The sequence below is a fragment of the Ramlibacter pinisoli genome, assembly GCF_009758015.1.
Taxonomy (GTDB): domain Bacteria; phylum Pseudomonadota; class Gammaproteobacteria; order Burkholderiales; family Burkholderiaceae_C; genus Ramlibacter; species Ramlibacter pinisoli.
In genome coordinates this window covers 1,910,489-1,926,448 of record NZ_WSEL01000003.1, presented here as the reverse complement: position 1 = coordinate 1,926,448, position 15,960 = coordinate 1,910,489, and the positions used below count along the sequence as shown (strand labels likewise).

Genomic DNA, 15,960 nt, shown 5'->3' with positions numbered 1-15,960 from the left:
TCAGGCCACCTTGGCCAGCGACTTGTCGGACGTCTCGGCCGCGGCGGCGGCGGTTTCCTTGGCGCGATCGGCGGCCTCGATCAGCGTCGCCATCGCCAGCGCCGTCCGGTCCCACGACGTCTGGGCGATCGCCTGGGCGAGATCGAGCGCATGGGCGCGGCGCTGCTCCGGCGTGCGCGCCAGGATGCGCTCGCAGGCGGCGACGTAGTCGGCCGCCGTGTCGGCGATCGACACCACGTGCCCGTACGGTTCCATCACGTCGCGGATCGAGGTGCTCACGGACGGACGGCCGCAGGCCATGTACTCCAGCATCTTGGTCGGGCTGATGAAGCGCGTGGCCTCGTTGAGCGCGAACGGCATCAGGCACACGTCCCAGCCGCAGATGAACGAGGGCAGGTCCTGGTAGCTCTGCTGGCCCACCCAGTGGATGTTGGCATGCCGCGGCAGCCCGGCCGGATCGATCTTGACCACCGGGCCCACCATGACGACCTGCCAGTCCGGGTGGGTGGTGGCCAGGGCCTCGACCAGCTCCATGTTGATCCGCTCGTCGATCACGCCGCAGTAGCCCAGCCGGGGACGCGGCAGCGCGGCCTGCAGCGGATGCTCGGCTTCGCCCTGCGCGAAGTGGCGCGCATCGACGCTGCTCGGAAAGCAGTGCACGCTGGGATGGCGGCCCTTCTTGGAGTTGTACAGGCTGGGACCGCCGGCGAACACCAGGTCGGCCTCCTTGAACAGCACGTTCTCGCGTTGCACCAGCTGGCGCGGCGCGTTCTTGAACAGCGTCAGTTCGTCCATGCAGTCGTACACGATGCCGCGCGGCTGCAGCTCGGCCGCCAGCGGCACCGCCATCGGCGTGTAGAACCAGATCCAGTAGTCGGTGATCCGCTCCGTGCGGATCGCGTCGGCGACGAACTTCTGCAGCACCGAGATGTGCTCGTCGTGGAAGCCGGGCGCCGCCGCGCTGACGTGGGGCCGCCACACCTCCACCCCCTCGGCCGGCGAGAACTTCTCCAGCCGCTGCTCGGCCTCACCCACCACCGGCTCCTCCACGAACACCACGCGCCAGTGTCGTGCCAGGCGCGACAGCAGGTGCTGCGGCCGCTGGTAGACGAAGTTCCAGCGCAGGTGGGAGAAGACGATGAGAGTTTGCATGAGGGCTCCTGGACAACGGAGTTGGGATGCGTTGCGGCGTTGCCGACGATCATGCCGAGACAGCGCGCAAGTCCCTGTAGGAGCAAGGCTTTTTTGCTGCGGTGCGGCGCCGCACGGCCCCGCGGCGCGCGGCCGTACGCCACACGGCGTATGGCTGCGAGCTCAGCGTCTTCCTAGCATCCGGTTGTCCACCGAAAGTCCGCACGGACCGGTGAGGCGAGCCTCCCAGACCCCGTCCACCCCTCTTCCTGGAGCACCAGATGCAAAGACGATTCACCCTCAAGGCGTTGACCGCCGCGGTGGCCCTGGCGGGCACCGCCACCCTCCCGGCCTTCGCCCAGTCGGGCGGCACCATCAAGGTCGGCGTGCTGCACAGCCTGTCGGGCACCATGGCCATTTCCGAGACGGTCCTCAAGGACACCGTGCTGATGGCCATCGACGAGATCAACGCCAAGGGCGGCGTGCTCGGCAAGAAGCTCGAGCCGGTGGTGGTCGACCCCGCGTCCAACTGGCCGCTGTTCGCCGAGAAGACCAAGCAGCTGCTCACGCAGGACAAGGTCTCGGTCATCTTCGGCTGCTGGACCAGCGTGAGCCGCAAGTCGGTGCTGCCGGTGGTCGAGGAGCAGAACGGCCTGCTGTTCTACCCCGTGCAGTACGAGGGCGAGGAGCTGTCCAAGAATGTGTTCTACACCGGCGCGGCGCCCAACCAGCAGGCGATCCCGGCCGTCGAATACCTCATGAGCAAGGAAGGCGGCGGCGCCAAGCGCTTCGTGCTGCTTGGCACCGACTACGTCTATCCGCGCACCACCAACAAGATCCTGCGCGCCTTCCTCAAGAGCAAGGGCGTGAAGGACAGCGACATCGACGAGAAGTACACGCCGTTCGGCCACAGCGACTACCAGACCATCGTCGCCGACATCAAGAAGTTCTCCGCCGGCGGCAAGACCGCCGTCATCTCCACCATCAACGGCGACTCCAACGTGCCGTTCTACAAGGAGCTGGGCAATGCCGGCCTGAAGGCCAAGGACGTGCCGGTGGTCGCCTTCTCGGTCGGCGAGGAGGAGCTGCGCGGCGTCGACACCAAGCCGCTGGTGGGCCACCTGGCCGCCTGGAACTACTTCATGTCGGTCAAGAACCCGACCAACGACGAGTTCACCAAGAAGTGGGCCACGTACGCCAAGGCCAAGGGCATCGCCGGCCACAAGGACAAGCCGCTCACCAACGACCCGATGGAAGCCACCTACATCGGCGTCTACATGTGGAAGCAGGCGGTCGAGAAGGCCAAGTCCACCGACGTCGACAAGGTCATCGCGGCGATGTCCGGCCAGACCTTCAAGGCCCCGTCCGGCTTCACCGCCAAGATGGACGAGAAGAACCACCACCTGCACAAGCCGGTGTTCATCGGTGAGGTCAAGGCCGACGGCCAGTTCAACGTGGTCTGGAAGACGCCCGGCCCGGTCAAGGCCAAGCCCTGGTCGCCCTTCATCGACGGCAACGACAAGAAGAAGGACGAGCCGGACGGCAAGTCCAAGACCTGAGCATCACGCGCGGCGATCCTGATCCACACACCGTCATGGCGGGCTTGACCCGCCATCCATCCCCGGATGTTTCGGCATCCCGGCCCTCGGTTCCGTTCGGGGTGCGGGCTGCTCCGGAGATGGATCCCGGGTCAAGCCCGGGATGACGGCTCACCATCGGCCGCTGCTGGCGGGCCCGGTTCTTGCGCAATGGACGGCGTGCCGTCCATTCCACAGGTTCCAGCAATGAAGCGACTCCTCCTACTCCTGGCCCTGGCCTGGATGGCGCCGGCCCAGGCGCTCACCGCCGACGAGGCCAAGGCCATCGCGCTGGGCGAAAGCGACGCCCGCATCGAGGCGCTGAACAAGGCCATCGCCACCGCCGACGACCGCACCGCCGCATTCCTGCAGGCGCTGGCCGACGACGTGGTCAAGGTCGCCGGCGACAAGGTGTTCATCGTGCGTGACGGCAAGGGCGCCGATCCGGTGACCGGGGCGGCGGTCGACGTTCCCGCGGACGCCGAGGACGTGGTCAGCAACAACCGCATGCGCAGCGAACTCGATGGCGCCCTGGCCGCCCTGCAGCTGTTCTCGCCCGATGCCGCGCTGCGCCGGCGCGCCGTGCAGTCGTTGCAGAAGGAGCCCGACGAGGCCCGCCTGCCCCTGATCGAGAAGGCCTACGCGGCCGAGAAGGACGCCGGCATCCGCGACCAGCTCGGGCTGGTGCGCGCCGCCGTGCTGCTGGGCAGCAGCGACAAGGGCAAGCGGCTCGAGGCCGCCCGCCTGCTGGGCGGCAGCCGCAACCCCGCCACCAAGCCCCTGCTGGTCGAGCGCCTGCGCGAGGAGCCCGAGGCCGAGGTGAAGGCGGCGCTGGCCGCCTCGCTGCGCCAGGTCGACGCCGCGCTCGCCTGGGGCGACCGGCTGGGTGCGCTGTTCTCCGGCGTCAGCCTGGGTTCCATCCTGCTGCTGGTGGCGCTGGGACTGGCCATCACCTACGGCCTGATGGGCGTGATCAACATGGCGCACGGCGAGCTGATGATGATCGGCGCCTACGCCACCTACGTGGTGCAGGGCGTGTTCCGCAGCTGGCTGCCCGGCCACTTCGACTGGTACCTGGTGGCCGCCGTGCCGGTGTCGTTCGCCGCATCGGCGGCGGTCGGTGCCATCCTCGAGCGCGGCGTCATCCGCTTCCTGTACGGCCGCCCGCTGGAGACGCTGCTGGCCACCTGGGGCATCAGCCTGATGCTGATGCAGCTGGTGCGCAGCGTGTTCGGGGCCCAGAACGTGGGCGTCGAGAACCCCAGCTGGATGAGCGGCGGCGTGGTGCTGCTGGGCAACCTGCAGCTGCCCTGGAACCGCATCGTCATCGTCGGCTTCGCCTTCGCGGTGCTGGCCGGCATGGCCTTCCTGATCGCCCGCACCCGCCTGGGCCTGTTCGTGCGCGGCGTCACCCAGAACCGCCCCATCGCCTCCTGCATGGGCGTGAACACCGCCCGCATCGACACCTATGCCTTCGCGCTCGGCTCCGGCATCGCCGGCCTGGCGGGCTGCGCCCTGAGCCAGATCGGCAACGTCGGCCCCGACCTCGGGCAGGCCTACATCGTCGACTCGTTCATGGTCGTCGTGCTGGGCGGCGTGGGCCAGCTGGCCGGCACCGTGTACGCGGCGCTCGGCCTGGGCATCCTGAACAAGTTCATCGAGGGCTGGGCCGGCGCCGTGCTGGCCAAGATCGCCGTGCTGGTGCTCATCGTGGTGTTCATCCAGAAGCGGCCGCAGGGCCTGTTCGCCGTGCGCGGCCGCAGCGCGGAGGCCTGATCGCATGGACCGCGCACCCTCCATCGTCGCTGCCGCCGCCACCCCCGAGCCGGTCGTGCTGCCGGCGGCCCGCCCGCTGCTCACGCGCGCCGGCTGGACCGCCTTCCTGGTCGCCCTGGTCACCGTCTGCGCCCTGGCGCCGGTGCTCAACCTGGTGGTGCCGGCCGACAGCCCGTTCCACATGGGCGAGTACGCCGTCGCCCTGATCGCCCGGATCATGTGCTACGCCATCTGCGCGCTGGCGATGGACCTGATCTGGGGCTACACCGGCATCCTGTCGCTCGGCCACGGCCTGTTCTTCGCCCTCGGCGGCTACGCCATGGGCATGTACCTGATGCGCCAGATCGGCCGCGACGGCAACTACAAGAGCGACCTGCCCGACTTCATGGTGTTCCTGGACTGGAAGGCGCTGCCCTGGCACTGGACCTTCTCCGACAGCTTCGTCGCCACCTGCCTGCTGGTGGTGCTGGTGCCGGCGGCGGTGGCCTTCGTGTTCGGCTTCTTCGCCTTCCGCTCGCGCATCAAGGGCGTGTACTTCTCCATCATCACGCAGGCGCTCACCTACGCCGCCATGCTGCTGTTCTTCCGCAACGAGACCGGCTTCGGCGGCAACAACGGCTTCACCGACTTCAAGCGCATCCTGGGCGTGCCGCTGCAGACGCCGTCGATGCGCATGACGCTGTTCGTGTTCACCGGCCTGACGCTGCTGGGGTTCTTCCTGCTCGCCCGCTGGCTGGTCACGGCCAAGTTCGGCCGCGTGCTGCAGGCCATCCGCGATGCCGAGACGCGCGTCATGTTCTCGGGCTACAACCCGGTGGGCTACAAGCTGGCGATCTGGACCCTGTCGGCCGTCATGTGCGGGGTGGCCGGCGCCCTGTACGTGCCGCAGGTGGGCATCATCAACCCGGGCGAGATGAGCCCCGCCAACTCGATCGAGATTGCCGTCTGGGCCGCCGTCGGCGGCCGTGCCACCCTCATCGGCCCCATCGTCGGCGCCTTCCTGGTCAGTGGCGCCAAGAGCTGGCTCACCGTGAGCGCGCCCGAGTACTGGCTGTATTTCCTGGGCGGGCTGTTCATCGTCGTCACGCTGTTCCTGCCCGACGGGCTGGTGGGCCTGGCCCGCCGGCTGCGGCTCGCGGGCGCCGCCGCCCTGGAGGCAAAGGCGCCATGACACCGGACCTGATGGACGAGGGCGCGCGACGCGTCGCGGCAGCCAAAGGGGGCGCGACCTCGGGCAAGACCGAATCCGGCGGGCGCGCCGCCGGATTCGCCCGCCTGGTGACGGCCGGCGAAGTCGACACCAGCCACGGCCGCATCCTGTACCTCGACGAGGTGAGCGTCAGCTTCGACGGCTTCCGGGCCATCAACAAGCTCTCGCTCGACATCGCGCCGGGCGAGCTGCGCTGCATCATCGGCCCCAACGGCGCCGGCAAGACCACGATGATGGACATCATCACCGGCAAGACGCGCCCGGACAGCGGCACCGTCTTCTTCGGCAGCACCATCGACCTGCTGCGCTACAAGGAGGCGCAGATCGCCGCCCTGGGCATCGGCCGCAAGTTCCAGAAGCCCACGGTGTTCGAGCAGCTCACGGTGTTCGAGAACCTGGAGCTGGCCCTCAAGGCCGACAAGGGCGTCAAGGCCTCGGTGTTCTTCCGCCTCGACTCCGCCCAGGGCGACCGGCTGGCCGAGGTGCTGCGCACCATCCACCTGGCCGCGCACGTCAACCGCCCGGCCGGCACCCTGAGCCACGGCCAGAAGCAGTGGCTGGAGATCGGGATGCTGCTGATGCAGGACCCCAAGCTGCTGCTGCTGGACGAACCGGTGGCCGGCATGACCGACGAGGAAACCGCCCGCACCGCCGAACTGTTCCTGTCGCTCAAGGGCCAGCACTCGCTGATGGTGGTGGAGCACGACATGGGCTTCATCCAGACCATCTCCGAGAAGGTCACGGTGCTGCACGAGGGCTCGGTGCTGGCCGAGGGGTCGCTGGCGCAGGTGCAGAACGATGAACGCGTGATCGAGGTCTACCTCGGCCGCTGAACCCCGGAATGCACGCATGCTGAACGTCAAGTCCATCAACCAGTACTACGGCGGCTCGCACATCCTGCGGGACGTCAGCATGGAGGCGGCGCTGGGGCAGGTCACCGTCATCCTGGGGCGCAACGGCGTGGGCAAGACCACGCTGCTCAAGTCGCTCATGGGGCTGGTGCCGATCAAGTCGGGCGCCATCGAGTTCGACGGCAGGCCGATCCACCAGTGCACGCCCTATGAGCGGGCGCGCGCCGGCATCGGCTTCGTGCCGCAGGGCCGCGAGATCTTCGCGCGGCTGACGGTCGAGGAGAACCTGCGCATGGGGCTGGCCTACAAGCCGGCCGGCATGCCGGTGCCCGCGCAGCTGTACGAGCTGTTCCCGGTGCTGCGGCAGATGCTGGGGCGGCGCGGCGGCGACCTGTCGGGCGGCCAGCAGCAGCAGCTGGCGATCGCCCGCGCACTGGCGGCCCAGCCCAAGCTGCTGGTGCTGGACGAACCCACCGAGGGCATCCAGCCCAGCATCATCAAGGACATCGGCCGCGTCATCCGCATGCTGGCGGACCGCGGCGACATGGCCATCGTGCTGGTCGAGCAGTATTACGACTTCGCCCAGGAACTGGCCGATCGCTACCTGGTCATGGAGCGCGGCGAGGTCATCGCCGCCGGCGCCGGCAAGGACATGGAAGCCGCCGGCGTGCGCCAGCTGGTGGCGATCTGACGACAGCGGCCGTGGGCGGCTGCCTACCGTGGGTGGCGTGGCTGCCCGGCAATCCGGTCGCGATGGGGGAGCTACCTTGGGTGCATCGACAACCCAAGGAGATTCACATGCCCGTCATCCTCTGGCTTCTCGGCGTCCCGCTGTTCGTGGTCGTGCTGCTGATGCTGTTCCACGTCATCTGACGCCCCGCGCAGGCCCGTCAGGGCTTGCGCTGGATCTGCCCGAGCTGCTCCTGGGTCCGCCCCGAGCGCTCGCGGCGGTTCCCATCCGCGGTTTCGCCGCCGGCCGCCGGGTTCGGCATGGCGCGCCGCCCCTGGTTGCCGGACCACTGGTTGCCATACGGCTGGCGGCCGGAGCCACCTTCCCAGTTCACTTCGTTGCGGTAGCCATGGCGGGCCTGGGCCGGGCCCGGGTCGATGGCGGGAGTCTGCTCGTTCATGGGCTCTCCGTGGGTGACGCGCTGCACAAGCCGCGCACGCTGCAAGGCTAGCGGAGATGCTCATCGTCCCTGTAGGACGCGGCCCTGTCTACGCGCCGTTACGGCGCGGCGGGCGATGCCGCCACCCGATTGATTGGGCGGGTGGCGGAGGGGCGGGTGGCCGGAGGGGGTTCAGCGGGTGGCCGGCGGGACCACGACCACCGGTGCGCCCTGCGTCTTGGGTTCGACGCGCAGTTCGGTGTTGCCCGGCGGTGGCACGACCGTCTCGACCTCGCGCAGCACACCGCCGCCGGCGACGCTGCCGCTGGTGTTGCCGTAGCCCAGCACGCGGGCCTCGCAGGCCGACTTGTCCTCGCCCGACAGGGCGTCGCAGCGGGCCCGCGCGTTGGCTTCGAGGGTGCTCGGCGCCGGGGCGGCCTGGCCTTGCTGCCTGTCGGCGCGGGCATTGCGGGCCTCGCGCAGGCAGGTCTCACGGTCCTGTTGGCTGCGGCCTTCGGTGCAGGCCTGCACTTCCTGCTGGTAGTTGCCGGAGGCGTCGATGCCGGTGGCGCCGGTCGGCGTGCCGGCAACCTGTGCGGTGGCCGCGGTCATGGCCAGCAGCGCGGCGCCACCGAAGGACAGCAGGCTGCGGCGCGGGCGCCGCAGGTGTCGTCGCAATGTCATGGGGAGCTCCTGCGAATCACGATGGATCCACTCTAGGCAGCCGGCCATCCCGGCGTTGCCGGAGGAACGGCAGCGCCGGCGGCGGCGCACGGCGCCGTGGACCGTAGGAGGCTGCTGGCAGCGCCCGGTGCCGCTACAGCGCCCACAGGCGCGGCACGGTGGGCTCGAGCTGCCACAGCTGCTGCCGCCAGGCCGCGCGCACCTGGCGCAGCAGGTCCATCGCCGGCTCGACCAGGGGCGCCAGCACCCGCACCACCACCGCCTGTCCGCACGGGCTGGTGGCGCCCGCGGTCGCGGCCAGGGCATGCCCCTGCAGCACCTCGCGCGCGCTGTCCAGCGCCAGCTCGCGGCGCGTCCGTGTGAGTTCGTCGCCGGCGGCCAGCACCAGCGTGGCCACGCAGCGGTGGCCGGCCAGGCCGAGCGGGCCGTCCATCAGGCGCCGGTTGGCGCCGGCGATGCGCCCGCGTTCGAGCCAGGCCTGCTCCAGTGCCAGCTCCTGCAGCACTCTGCCGGCCACAAACGGCTGGCCCGACGCGGGCAGGCCCAGCGCCGTGATGTCCCACGCCAGCAGTTCGGCGCCGGGCGCCAGCGACAGCTGGAGCCGGTTCTCGGCCAGGCAGCCGCTGTAGCAGAGCGTCTCCAGCGGCAGCCACTCGAAGCGTGCACCGGCCTCCAGGCGCAGCCGCGTGCGCTGCACGGCGGCGGCACCGTCCGAGCGGTAAAAGCGCGCCGCGCCGGGCGTGGTGACAAGCCCGTGCGCACCGGCGCCGACCTCCACCGCGATGTCCAGCACGTCCCCGCCGACCAGGCCGCCGGGGGGGTGCACCAGCACGTTGTGGCAGACCGCGTCGCCCTCGGGGTAGAGGGTCTGCAGCACGCGCAGCGGGCCGTCGTGCTCGAAGCGCGCCACGCTGCGGCCGCCCTCGAGCGCCAGTTGCAGGCGCAGCCGCGCGTGCCAGCCCGCGCCGGTCATGCGGCGGCTGGCGCCCGGGCGGCCGGACGGTTCATTGGCCCTGCGAGCCGCGGTGCGCCCAGGCCGTGGTGTGGCGCTCGATGTAGCTGAACAGCTCGTACATCAGCATCGCCATCGCGCCCACCACCACCAGGCCGGCAAACGCCAGGCCCATCTGCATCGCCGAGCCGGCCGAGATGAGCAGGTAGCCGATGCCCTCGTTGGCCGCCGTCATCTCCGAGACGGTGGTGCCGACGAAGGCCAGCGTGATGGCCACCTTGAGCGAGCCGTAGAAGTACGGCATCGAGCGCGGCAGGCCCACCTTCACCAGCACGTCCCAGCGCTTGGCGCCCAGCACCCGCAGCACGTCCTCCAGCTCGGGCTCCAGCGTCGCCAGGCCGGTGGCGATGTTGACCATGATGGGGAAGAAGGAGATCAGGAAGGCGGTGAGCACGGCCGGGCCGACGCCGATGCCGAACCACACCACCAGGATCGGCACGAAGGCCGCCTTGGGCAGCGCGTTGAACGCGGTCATGAGCGGGTACACGGCCGCATAGGCGAGGCGCGAGCTGCCGATCAGGAACCCGAGCAGCACGCCGACGACGATGGCCAGCCCGAAGCCCGCCAGCGTGACCCAGAAGGTGCGCCAGGCATGGGCGGCGATGACGCCCTTGAACTCCACCAGCTGGGTCCAGATGCGCAGCGGGCTGGGGAAGATGAACTCCGACACCTGGAAGGCGGAACACACGACCTGCCACAGCAGGATGACGGCCACCAGCAGGATCCAGGGCGACCAGGTCTCCAGGCGGCGGGACGTCATGGCGCCACCGCCGCGTCGCCGGTGCGGCGGATGGCGCCGATGTGCCCGCGCAGTTCCAGCACGATGTCGGTGAACTCCTTGGTGTAGGTGACCTCCAGCTCGCGCGGGCGCGGCAGGTCGATCTGCCGCCGCACGACGAAGCGGCCCGGGCTCTTGCTCATGACGTAGACGGTGTCGGCCAGGAACACCGATTCGCGCAGGTCGTGGGTGACCAGGATGACGTTGAACTTCCGCTCGGTCCACAGGTCGCGCAGGATGCACCACAGCTCCTCGCGCGTGAACGCGTCGAGCGCGCCGAACGGCTCGTCGAGCAGCAGCATCTTGGGTTCGTGGATCAGCGCGCGGCAGATGCTGGCGCGCTGCTGCATGCCGCCCGACAGCTGCCACGGGAACTTGTCCTCGTAGCCGCCCAGGCCGACCTTCTGCAGCAGCTGGCGGGCCCGCTGCTGGTACTCGTCGCGGCGCTGCTTGAACTGGCTGCGGTGCGGCTCGACGATCTCCAGCGGCAGCAGCACGTTGTCGACCGTGGTGCGCCAGGGCAGCAGCGAGGGCGCCTGGAATGCCATGCCGGAGATCTTGAGCGGCCCGGTGACCGGCTGGCCGTCGATGAGGATGCGGCCCGTGCTGGGCATGCGCAGCCCGGTGGCCAGCTTCATGAAGGTGGACTTGCCGCAGCCCGAGGGGCCGACGATGGCGATGAATTCGCCCTGGTGCACCTGCAGGTCGATGGCCTCGACCGCGAAATGGTTCTGGGCCAGCAGCTCCTCGTTGTAGGCGAGCCAGACGTCCCGGAAATCGACGAAGGAATTCATGGTGAGCGTTGCGCGAGCGGCGTGCAGCAGGGCGCGCCGCGGGCTCCCGACCCGCGCGCCAAGCCCGCTGCCGGACGCAGACCCTTATTTCTTCGCCGTCAGCACGTTCAGATCCGCCTTCGAGGGCAGGAACGAGGCGTTCCAGATCGCGTCCGGGTTGACGCGGGTCTTGGTGTTGAAGGCGTCGGACACCTGCGAGGCCATCAGCGACAGGCGGCCGGGGTTGACCTGGCCGAAGCCCTCGGCGCGGGCGTCGGCGCTGTTGACCACCGTGTCGAGGCACAGCTTCAGGCGGCGCGTCTCGAGCTCGGTGTTGATGATGCCGTCGCGCGCCTTGACGTCGGCGATGGCCGCCGCCGGGTTGGCCAGCACGTCCTTCACGCCCTTGGCGAAGGCGCCCAGGAAGGCCTTGATCGCCTGCGGGTTCTCGCGGATCAGCTTGGGCGAGACGATGATCACGTTGCCGTACAGCTTCACGCCGTAGTCGGGGTACTGCAGCACCACGACGTCGTCGGCCTTGACGCCGCGCGCCTCCAGGTTGAGCAGCGAGGTGAAGGTGAAGCCGGTGATGGCGTCGATGTCCCCGCGCGCCAGCATGGTCTCGCGCAGCGGCGGGTCCATCGCGGTCCAGGCCACGTTGCCGATGTTGTTGGCCTTGGCGAAGATCGGGAAGGCGCGGCGGCCGGCGTCGAACACCGGGGCACCCATCTTCTTGCCGTTCAGGTCGGCCGGCGTCTTGATGCCCGACTTCTTGAGCGCCATCACCGAGGCCGGCGTGTTGTTGTAGACCATCATCACCGCCACCGGCTTGTTCGGCGCGTCGGGATTGTTGGCGTGGAATTCCATCAGCGCGGCCAGGTCGGCGAAGCCGATGTCATAGGTGCCCGAGGCCACCCGGGTGACGGTGCCGCCGGAGCCGTTGCCGGCGTCGATGGTGACGTCGAGCTTGGCCTCCTTGAAGTAGCCCTTGGCCGCCGGCGTCAGGAACAGCGCCGCCGGGCCTTCGAAGCGCCAGTCGAGCTGGAACTTCAGCGGGGTCACGGCCTGCGCGAACGCAGGTGCCATGCCGGCGGCGAGCGTGGTGGCGGCGACGGCCTGGAGGAAGTGTCTTTTTTTCATGGTCGTGTCGGGTCGGATGGGCTGGGGTGCGGCATGCCTGTTAGCAAGAAGGGTGCCTCAGGCGGATTGTCGTTGGCCCTCCGTCAGCGTTCCCCCGGAAATACCCCGCCCCGGCCGGGCTGGTGAAACGCCGAACGCAAGTAGGGGTTGTCCGACGCCCCGGCTGGATGGCCCCGCACGGTGAGCCTGTGTCGCCGACTACGCCTGCGCTAGGGCGGCGCGACCATATTGCGTGCACCGGCTGCCGGGATTTGGGGTGGCAGGGGGTCGGGACCTTCCTGGGGCCCGGCAGCACGCAACAAGACGCCGTTCGCGGCACAAGGAGTTAGTCATGGGCTTTTTGATTTGGCTGATCGTGGGTGGAATCGTCGGCTGGCTGGCCAGTCTCATCATGCGGACGGACGGCCAGCAGGGCATCCTGCTGAACGTGATCGTCGGTATCGTCGGCGCCTTCATCGGCGGCTGGGTGATTTCGCCGATGGTCGGTGTGCCGACCATCAACGAAGGCATCAGCATCGGCTCCGTGCTGGTCTCGCTGGTCGGCGCCGTCATCCTGCTGGCCATCGTCAACCTGTTCCGTCGCGGTCGGGTGCGCTAAGTCGCTATTGGCTAGTTGAACGAAGCCGGGCGGAGCCCGGCTTCGTTCAATGGGAGGTCGCGCTGCATGCTATTGGCGCGACCGCAGTGCCGTCTGCGACGGCAAGTGCAAGCGGTCGGTTGTTGCGCGCTCTGGCGGCAGCGGCCGGCGTTGTTGCATGGGGCAGCCAATCCCTGCCCCACGTTGCGGGCCCGACCCGCAAGCCCGTCCGGATCCGATCTGGCCCTGCGGATCCGGACACCTCCTCTTCAGCCATTACCGAGCAAGTCCAGCAGCACGCGCGCGACCACCTTGGTGGCGCGGCGCAGGTCGTCCAGCGCGATGCGCTCGTCGGCCCGCTTGGCGTTGGACTCGAGCACCGTGCGCGGGCCGGCGCCGTAGATGACGCCCGGGATGCCGGCCTCGGTGTACAGCCGCACATCGGTGTACAGCGGCGTCCCCAGCGCCGGGATCGGCTCGCCGAAGACGGCCTGGCCGTGGCGCTGCAGGGCCTGCACCAGCGGCTGGTTGCCGGGCAGCGGCACCATGGCCCGGGCCAGCAGCAGCCGCCGGACATCGACCTGCAGGGTCTTGCGGCCGCGCGGCGGATCGAACGACGCAGCGGCCGCCGCGATGGTGGCGCGCAACAACGCCTCCACCTGCGCCGGGTCTTCCTCCGGGATCATGCGGCGGTCGAGCTTGAACACCACCTTGCCGGGGATGACGTTGGTGTTGGTGCCACCGGCGATCCAGCCGACGTTCAGGTAGGGGTGCGTGATGCCCTCGACGCTGGAGCGCACCTGCAGGTAGTCGCGGTTGAGTGCGTACAGCGCCTGCAGGATGTGGGTGGCGCCCTGCAGGGCGTCGGTGCCGCTGTCCGGGATGGCGGCGTGGCTCATCTCCCCCTGCACGGTCACTTCCAGCTGCAGGCAGCCGTTGTGCGCCACCACCACCTGGTAGCTGAAACCGGCGGCCAGCATCAGGTCGGGCTTGGTGATGCCATGGCGCAGCAGCCAGCCCGGCCCCATCTCGCCGCCGAACTCCTCGTCGTAGGTGAAGTGCAGCTCCACCCCGCCGCGCAGGGTCGCACCCAGCGACTCCAGCGCGCGCACCGCGTAGCTGAAGGTGGCGAAGTCGCACTTGCTCACCGCCGCCGCGCGGCCATAGAGGAAGCCGCCGTCGACGGTGCCGCCATACGGGTCGTGGGACCAGCCCTCGCCGGGCGGCACCACGTCGCCGTGCGCGTTCAACGCGATCACCGGCCCGTCGCCGTAGCGTCGGCGCACCACCAGGTTGGTGATCGACTCCAGGCCGTAGGCGCGCACGTCGGCGGCCGGCACCGGGTGCTTCTCGGCGGCGAAGCCGAACGCGTGCAGCAGTTCGGCGGTCCGCTCCGCGTGCGGGGCGTTGTTCCCGGGCGGGGTGTCGGTGGGCACCCGCACCAACTCCTGCAGGAAGCGCACCTCCTCGTTGAAGTGGGCGTCGATCCAGGCGTCGAGGCGGTCGTGGTCGGTCATGGCGGCGGGGGCGATCGGGGGCGCCGGTCAGGCGGGGGTGTCACTGGCGAGCTGGTCCAGCAGGTGGCGCAGCGCGCGCACCGCCAGGTCGATGTCGTCGGCGGTCGTGCTCTCCAGCGGGTTGTGGCTGATGCCGGCGTTCTGGCCGCGCACGAACAGCATGGCCTGCGGCATGACCTCGTGCAGCTTCATCGCATCGTGGCCGGCGCCGCTGGGCATGCGGTGCAGCGGCACGCCCAGGGCCTGCACCGCACGCTCCCAGCGGGCCTGCCACTGCGGATGGCTCGGCGCGGCGGCGGCCCGCATGGTCTGCTCGGTGCTGGCGCGCACGCCGCGCCGGTCGCAGATCGCCTGCAGCTGCGCCAGCACGTCGGCCACCAGCGCATCGCGCTGCGGATCGCTGGGCGCGCGCAGGTCGAGCGTGAACTGGCAGCGCCCGGGCACCACGTTGGTGGAGCCGCCCGGCACGTTCAGGATGCCGATGGTGCCCACCGAGTCGCCGTCGCGCGCGGCGCGCTGCTCGACGAACAGGGCCAGTTCGGCGACCGCCACCGCCGCATCGCGCCGCCGGCCCATGGGCGTGGTGCCGGCGTGGCTGGCCATGCCGGTCACCTCGCACAGGTAGCGCACGCCGCCGTTGATGGACGTGACCACGCCCAGCGGCAGGTCCATCTCGTGCAGCACCGGTCCCTGCTCGATGTGGACCTCGACGAAACCGAGGTAGGCCGCCGGGTCGCGACGCAGCGCCCGGATGGCCTCCAGGGTGGCGGGCAGCCCGGCGTGCTGCATGGCCTCGCGCATGCTGGTGCCGTCGGCGTCCTTCTGGTCCAGCCAGGCCGGATCGAAGCCGCCGATGAGGGCGCCCGAGCCCAGGAAGGTGGCCTTGTAGCGCTGGCCTTCCTCCTCCGCGAACCCCACCACCTCCAGGCCGAAGGGCAGGCGCCGGCCCTGCGCCGCGAGCGCGCGCACGCAGGCGATCGGCACATAGATGCCCAGCCGGCCGTCGTACTTGCCGCCGTTGCGCACCGTGTCGTAGTGCGAGCCGGTGAGCAGGCGGCGGTCACCGGTGCCGCGGTACAGGCCCACCACGTTGCCGACCGCGTCGACCGCCACCTCGTCGAAGCCCGCCCCGCGCATGTCCTGCTCGATCTGCCGGGCTGCCGCGCGGTGGGCGTCGGTGAGGTAGGTGACGGTGAGCTGGCCCTTCTCGGCGAAGCCCGGGTCGCTGTGCTGTGCCAGCCGCTCGAGCTGGTCCCAGACCTGCTCGCCCTCGGCCGGCGCGACGCCGAACTTGTCGTTGACGCGCAGCTCGACCACCCGGTGCACGTTGCGCAGGCACTCCTCGCGTTCGGCCTCGACCGGGTTGGCCAGCCGGCGCGCGAAGGTCTCGATGATGGCGGCGCGCGACAGCCCGGTGCCGCGCGGGCCGCGCACGGCCAGGATGAAGGGAAAGCCGAACCGGGCGTTGTAGTCGGCGTTCAGCTGCTGGATGGTGGCGAACTCCTGCGGCGTGCAGTCGGCCAGGCCGGCCTTGCCCTGCTCGTGGGTGGATTCGGCGGTAAGGCTGTTGGCCACCATGGCCTTGCCGGCCAGTTCGGGGTGGGCCCGCAGCAGCGCGAGCTGTTTCTCCACGCCGGCCTGCGCGACGACGGCCGCCATCGCCTGCTTCAGGTGCGCCAGCGAACGGAACGGCCGCTGCGCCAGCGCCTCCCGTGCGATCCAGGGCGAGTGCTCGTACAGGCCGTCGAGCAGTTGCGCGGCCTCGTCGGCGGACGCGGCGTTGAGTTGGTCCAGGGTGATGGCCATGGGTTCGGAATCCGTGAAG

The 15,960-nt window shown here is 69.8% G+C and carries 15 protein-coding genes; 6 read left to right on the top strand and 9 right to left on the bottom strand.

Annotated features, from left to right (window positions below):
- Entirely contained in the window at nucleotides 1-1,152 is a 1,152-nt protein-coding gene (locus GON04_RS10505) for a glycosyltransferase (RefSeq protein ID WP_157397836.1), read from the bottom strand.
- A gap of 260 nt (nucleotides 1,153-1,412) precedes the next feature.
- Here GON04_RS10505 and urtA point away from each other — a divergent pair, with 260 nt between their 5' ends.
- The 5 genes from urtA to urtE all read left to right on the top strand — a co-directional run bounded on the left by urtA (nucleotide 1,413) and on the right by urtE (nucleotide 7,236).
- The gene (urtA, locus tag GON04_RS10500) at nucleotides 1,413-2,690 is read left to right on the top strand and encodes an urea ABC transporter substrate-binding protein (RefSeq protein ID WP_157397835.1); all 1,278 of its coding nucleotides are present in this window, start codon (nucleotides 1,413-1,415) and stop codon (nucleotides 2,688-2,690) included.
- Between the two features lie 225 nt (nucleotides 2,691-2,915).
- Entirely contained in the window at nucleotides 2,916-4,484 is a 1,569-nt protein-coding gene (gene urtB / locus GON04_RS10495; protein WP_157397834.1) for an urea ABC transporter permease subunit UrtB, read from the top strand.
- A gap of 4 nt (nucleotides 4,485-4,488) precedes the next feature.
- Complete coding sequence (urtC, locus tag GON04_RS10490; protein WP_157397833.1) at nucleotides 4,489-5,655, top strand: urea ABC transporter permease subunit UrtC; 1,167 nt, start codon at nucleotides 4,489-4,491, stop codon at nucleotides 5,653-5,655.
- Entirely contained in the window at nucleotides 5,652-6,527 is an 876-nt protein-coding gene (urtD, locus tag GON04_RS10485) for an urea ABC transporter ATP-binding protein UrtD (RefSeq protein ID WP_157397832.1), read from the top strand. The genes urtC and urtD overlap by 4 nt, the downstream gene beginning before the upstream one ends.
- Nucleotides 6,528-6,543: 16 nt before the next feature.
- Nucleotides 6,544-7,236: an urea ABC transporter ATP-binding subunit UrtE gene (urtE, locus tag GON04_RS10480; RefSeq protein ID WP_157397831.1), complete on the top strand. Its 693-nt coding sequence runs from the start codon at nucleotides 6,544-6,546 to the stop codon at nucleotides 7,234-7,236.
- 199 nt (nucleotides 7,237-7,435) lie between these two features.
- Here the strand turns inward: urtE and GON04_RS10475 are convergent, their stop codons facing one another.
- The 6 genes from GON04_RS10475 to GON04_RS10450 all read right to left on the bottom strand — a co-directional run bounded on the left by GON04_RS10475 (nucleotide 7,436) and on the right by GON04_RS10450 (nucleotide 12,041).
- A complete protein-coding gene (locus GON04_RS10475; RefSeq protein WP_157397830.1) occupies nucleotides 7,436-7,675 on the bottom strand; it encodes a hypothetical protein in 240 nt (79 codons plus the stop codon).
- A gap of 171 nt (nucleotides 7,676-7,846) precedes the next feature.
- Nucleotides 7,847-8,338, bottom strand: a complete 492-nt coding sequence (locus tag GON04_RS10470) for a hypothetical protein (protein WP_157397829.1) — start codon at nucleotides 8,336-8,338, stop codon at nucleotides 7,847-7,849.
- Between the two features lie 133 nt (nucleotides 8,339-8,471).
- Nucleotides 8,472-9,311 carry an urease accessory protein UreD gene (locus GON04_RS10465; RefSeq protein WP_157397828.1) on the bottom strand — a complete coding sequence of 280 codons (840 nt, stop codon included), beginning with the start codon at nucleotides 9,309-9,311 and terminating at the stop codon, nucleotides 8,472-8,474.
- Between the two features lie 31 nt (nucleotides 9,312-9,342).
- The gene (locus GON04_RS10460) at nucleotides 9,343-10,110 is read right to left on the bottom strand and encodes an ABC transporter permease (protein WP_157397827.1); all 768 of its coding nucleotides are present in this window, start codon (nucleotides 10,108-10,110) and stop codon (nucleotides 9,343-9,345) included.
- Nucleotides 10,107-10,922 (bottom strand): ABC transporter ATP-binding protein, encoded by an 816-nt coding sequence (locus tag GON04_RS10455; protein ID WP_157397826.1) that lies wholly within the window; start codon nucleotides 10,920-10,922, stop codon nucleotides 10,107-10,109. Before GON04_RS10455 ends, GON04_RS10460 begins: the two co-directional genes overlap by 4 nt.
- A gap of 84 nt (nucleotides 10,923-11,006) precedes the next feature.
- Nucleotides 11,007-12,041: an ABC transporter substrate-binding protein gene (locus GON04_RS10450; RefSeq protein WP_157397825.1), complete on the bottom strand. Its 1,035-nt coding sequence runs from the start codon at nucleotides 12,039-12,041 to the stop codon at nucleotides 11,007-11,009.
- A 331-nt stretch (nucleotides 12,042-12,372) separates the two neighbouring features.
- Between GON04_RS10450 and GON04_RS10445 the strand changes: the two genes are divergently transcribed.
- Complete coding sequence (locus GON04_RS10445; protein WP_055891594.1) at nucleotides 12,373-12,639, top strand: GlsB/YeaQ/YmgE family stress response membrane protein; 267 nt, start codon at nucleotides 12,373-12,375, stop codon at nucleotides 12,637-12,639.
- A gap of 248 nt (nucleotides 12,640-12,887) precedes the next feature.
- Here GON04_RS10445 and GON04_RS10440 read toward each other — a convergent pair whose 3' ends face one another.
- Together GON04_RS10440 and uraD are read right to left on the bottom strand one after the other, a co-directional pair.
- Nucleotides 12,888-14,135 carry a M20 family metallopeptidase gene (locus GON04_RS10440; protein WP_157397824.1) on the bottom strand — a complete coding sequence of 416 codons (1,248 nt, stop codon included), beginning with the start codon at nucleotides 14,133-14,135 and terminating at the stop codon, nucleotides 12,888-12,890.
- A gap of 27 nt (nucleotides 14,136-14,162) precedes the next feature.
- On the bottom strand, nucleotides 14,163-15,941 hold the full coding sequence (gene uraD / locus GON04_RS10435) for a 2-oxo-4-hydroxy-4-carboxy-5-ureidoimidazoline decarboxylase (protein ID WP_157397823.1): 1,779 nt from the start codon (nucleotides 15,939-15,941) through the stop codon (nucleotides 14,163-14,165).
- Between the last annotated feature and the right edge of the window lie 19 nt (nucleotides 15,942-15,960).

Bases quoted from the DNA above. Each gene is read 5' to 3' on its own strand.
- GON04_RS10470 (WP_157397829.1), bottom strand. From the start codon at position 8,338: ATGACATTGCGACGACACCTGCGGCGCCCGCGCCGCAGCCTGCTGTCC.
- uraD (WP_157397823.1), bottom strand. From the start codon at position 15,941: ATGGCCATCACCCTGGACCAACTCAACGCCGCGTCCGCCGACGAGGCC.
- GON04_RS10460 (WP_157397827.1), bottom strand. From the start codon at position 10,110: ATGACGTCCCGCCGCCTGGAGACCTGGTCGCCCTGGATCCTGCTGGTG.
- GON04_RS10475 (WP_157397830.1), bottom strand. From the start codon at position 7,675: ATGAACGAGCAGACTCCCGCCATCGACCCGGGCCCGGCCCAGGCCCGC.
- GON04_RS10445 (WP_055891594.1), top strand. From the start codon at position 12,373: ATGGGCTTTTTGATTTGGCTGATCGTGGGTGGAATCGTCGGCTGGCTG.
- GON04_RS10455 (WP_157397826.1), bottom strand. From the start codon at position 10,922: ATGAATTCCTTCGTCGATTTCCGGGACGTCTGGCTCGCCTACAACGAG.
- urtB (WP_157397834.1), top strand. From the start codon at position 2,916: ATGAAGCGACTCCTCCTACTCCTGGCCCTGGCCTGGATGGCGCCGGCC.
- GON04_RS10505 (WP_157397836.1), bottom strand. From the start codon at position 1,152: ATGCAAACTCTCATCGTCTTCTCCCACCTGCGCTGGAACTTCGTCTAC.
- urtA (WP_157397835.1), top strand. From the start codon at position 1,413: ATGCAAAGACGATTCACCCTCAAGGCGTTGACCGCCGCGGTGGCCCTG.
- GON04_RS10465 (WP_157397828.1), bottom strand. From the start codon at position 9,311: ATGACCGGCGCGGGCTGGCACGCGCGGCTGCGCCTGCAACTGGCGCTC.
- urtC (WP_157397833.1), top strand. From the start codon at position 4,489: ATGGACCGCGCACCCTCCATCGTCGCTGCCGCCGCCACCCCCGAGCCG.
- urtD (WP_157397832.1), top strand. From the start codon at position 5,652: ATGACACCGGACCTGATGGACGAGGGCGCGCGACGCGTCGCGGCAGCC.
- GON04_RS10440 (WP_157397824.1), bottom strand. From the start codon at position 14,135: ATGACCGACCACGACCGCCTCGACGCCTGGATCGACGCCCACTTCAAC.
- urtE (WP_157397831.1), top strand. From the start codon at position 6,544: ATGCTGAACGTCAAGTCCATCAACCAGTACTACGGCGGCTCGCACATC.
- GON04_RS10450 (WP_157397825.1), bottom strand. From the start codon at position 12,041: ATGAAAAAAAGACACTTCCTCCAGGCCGTCGCCGCCACCACGCTCGCC.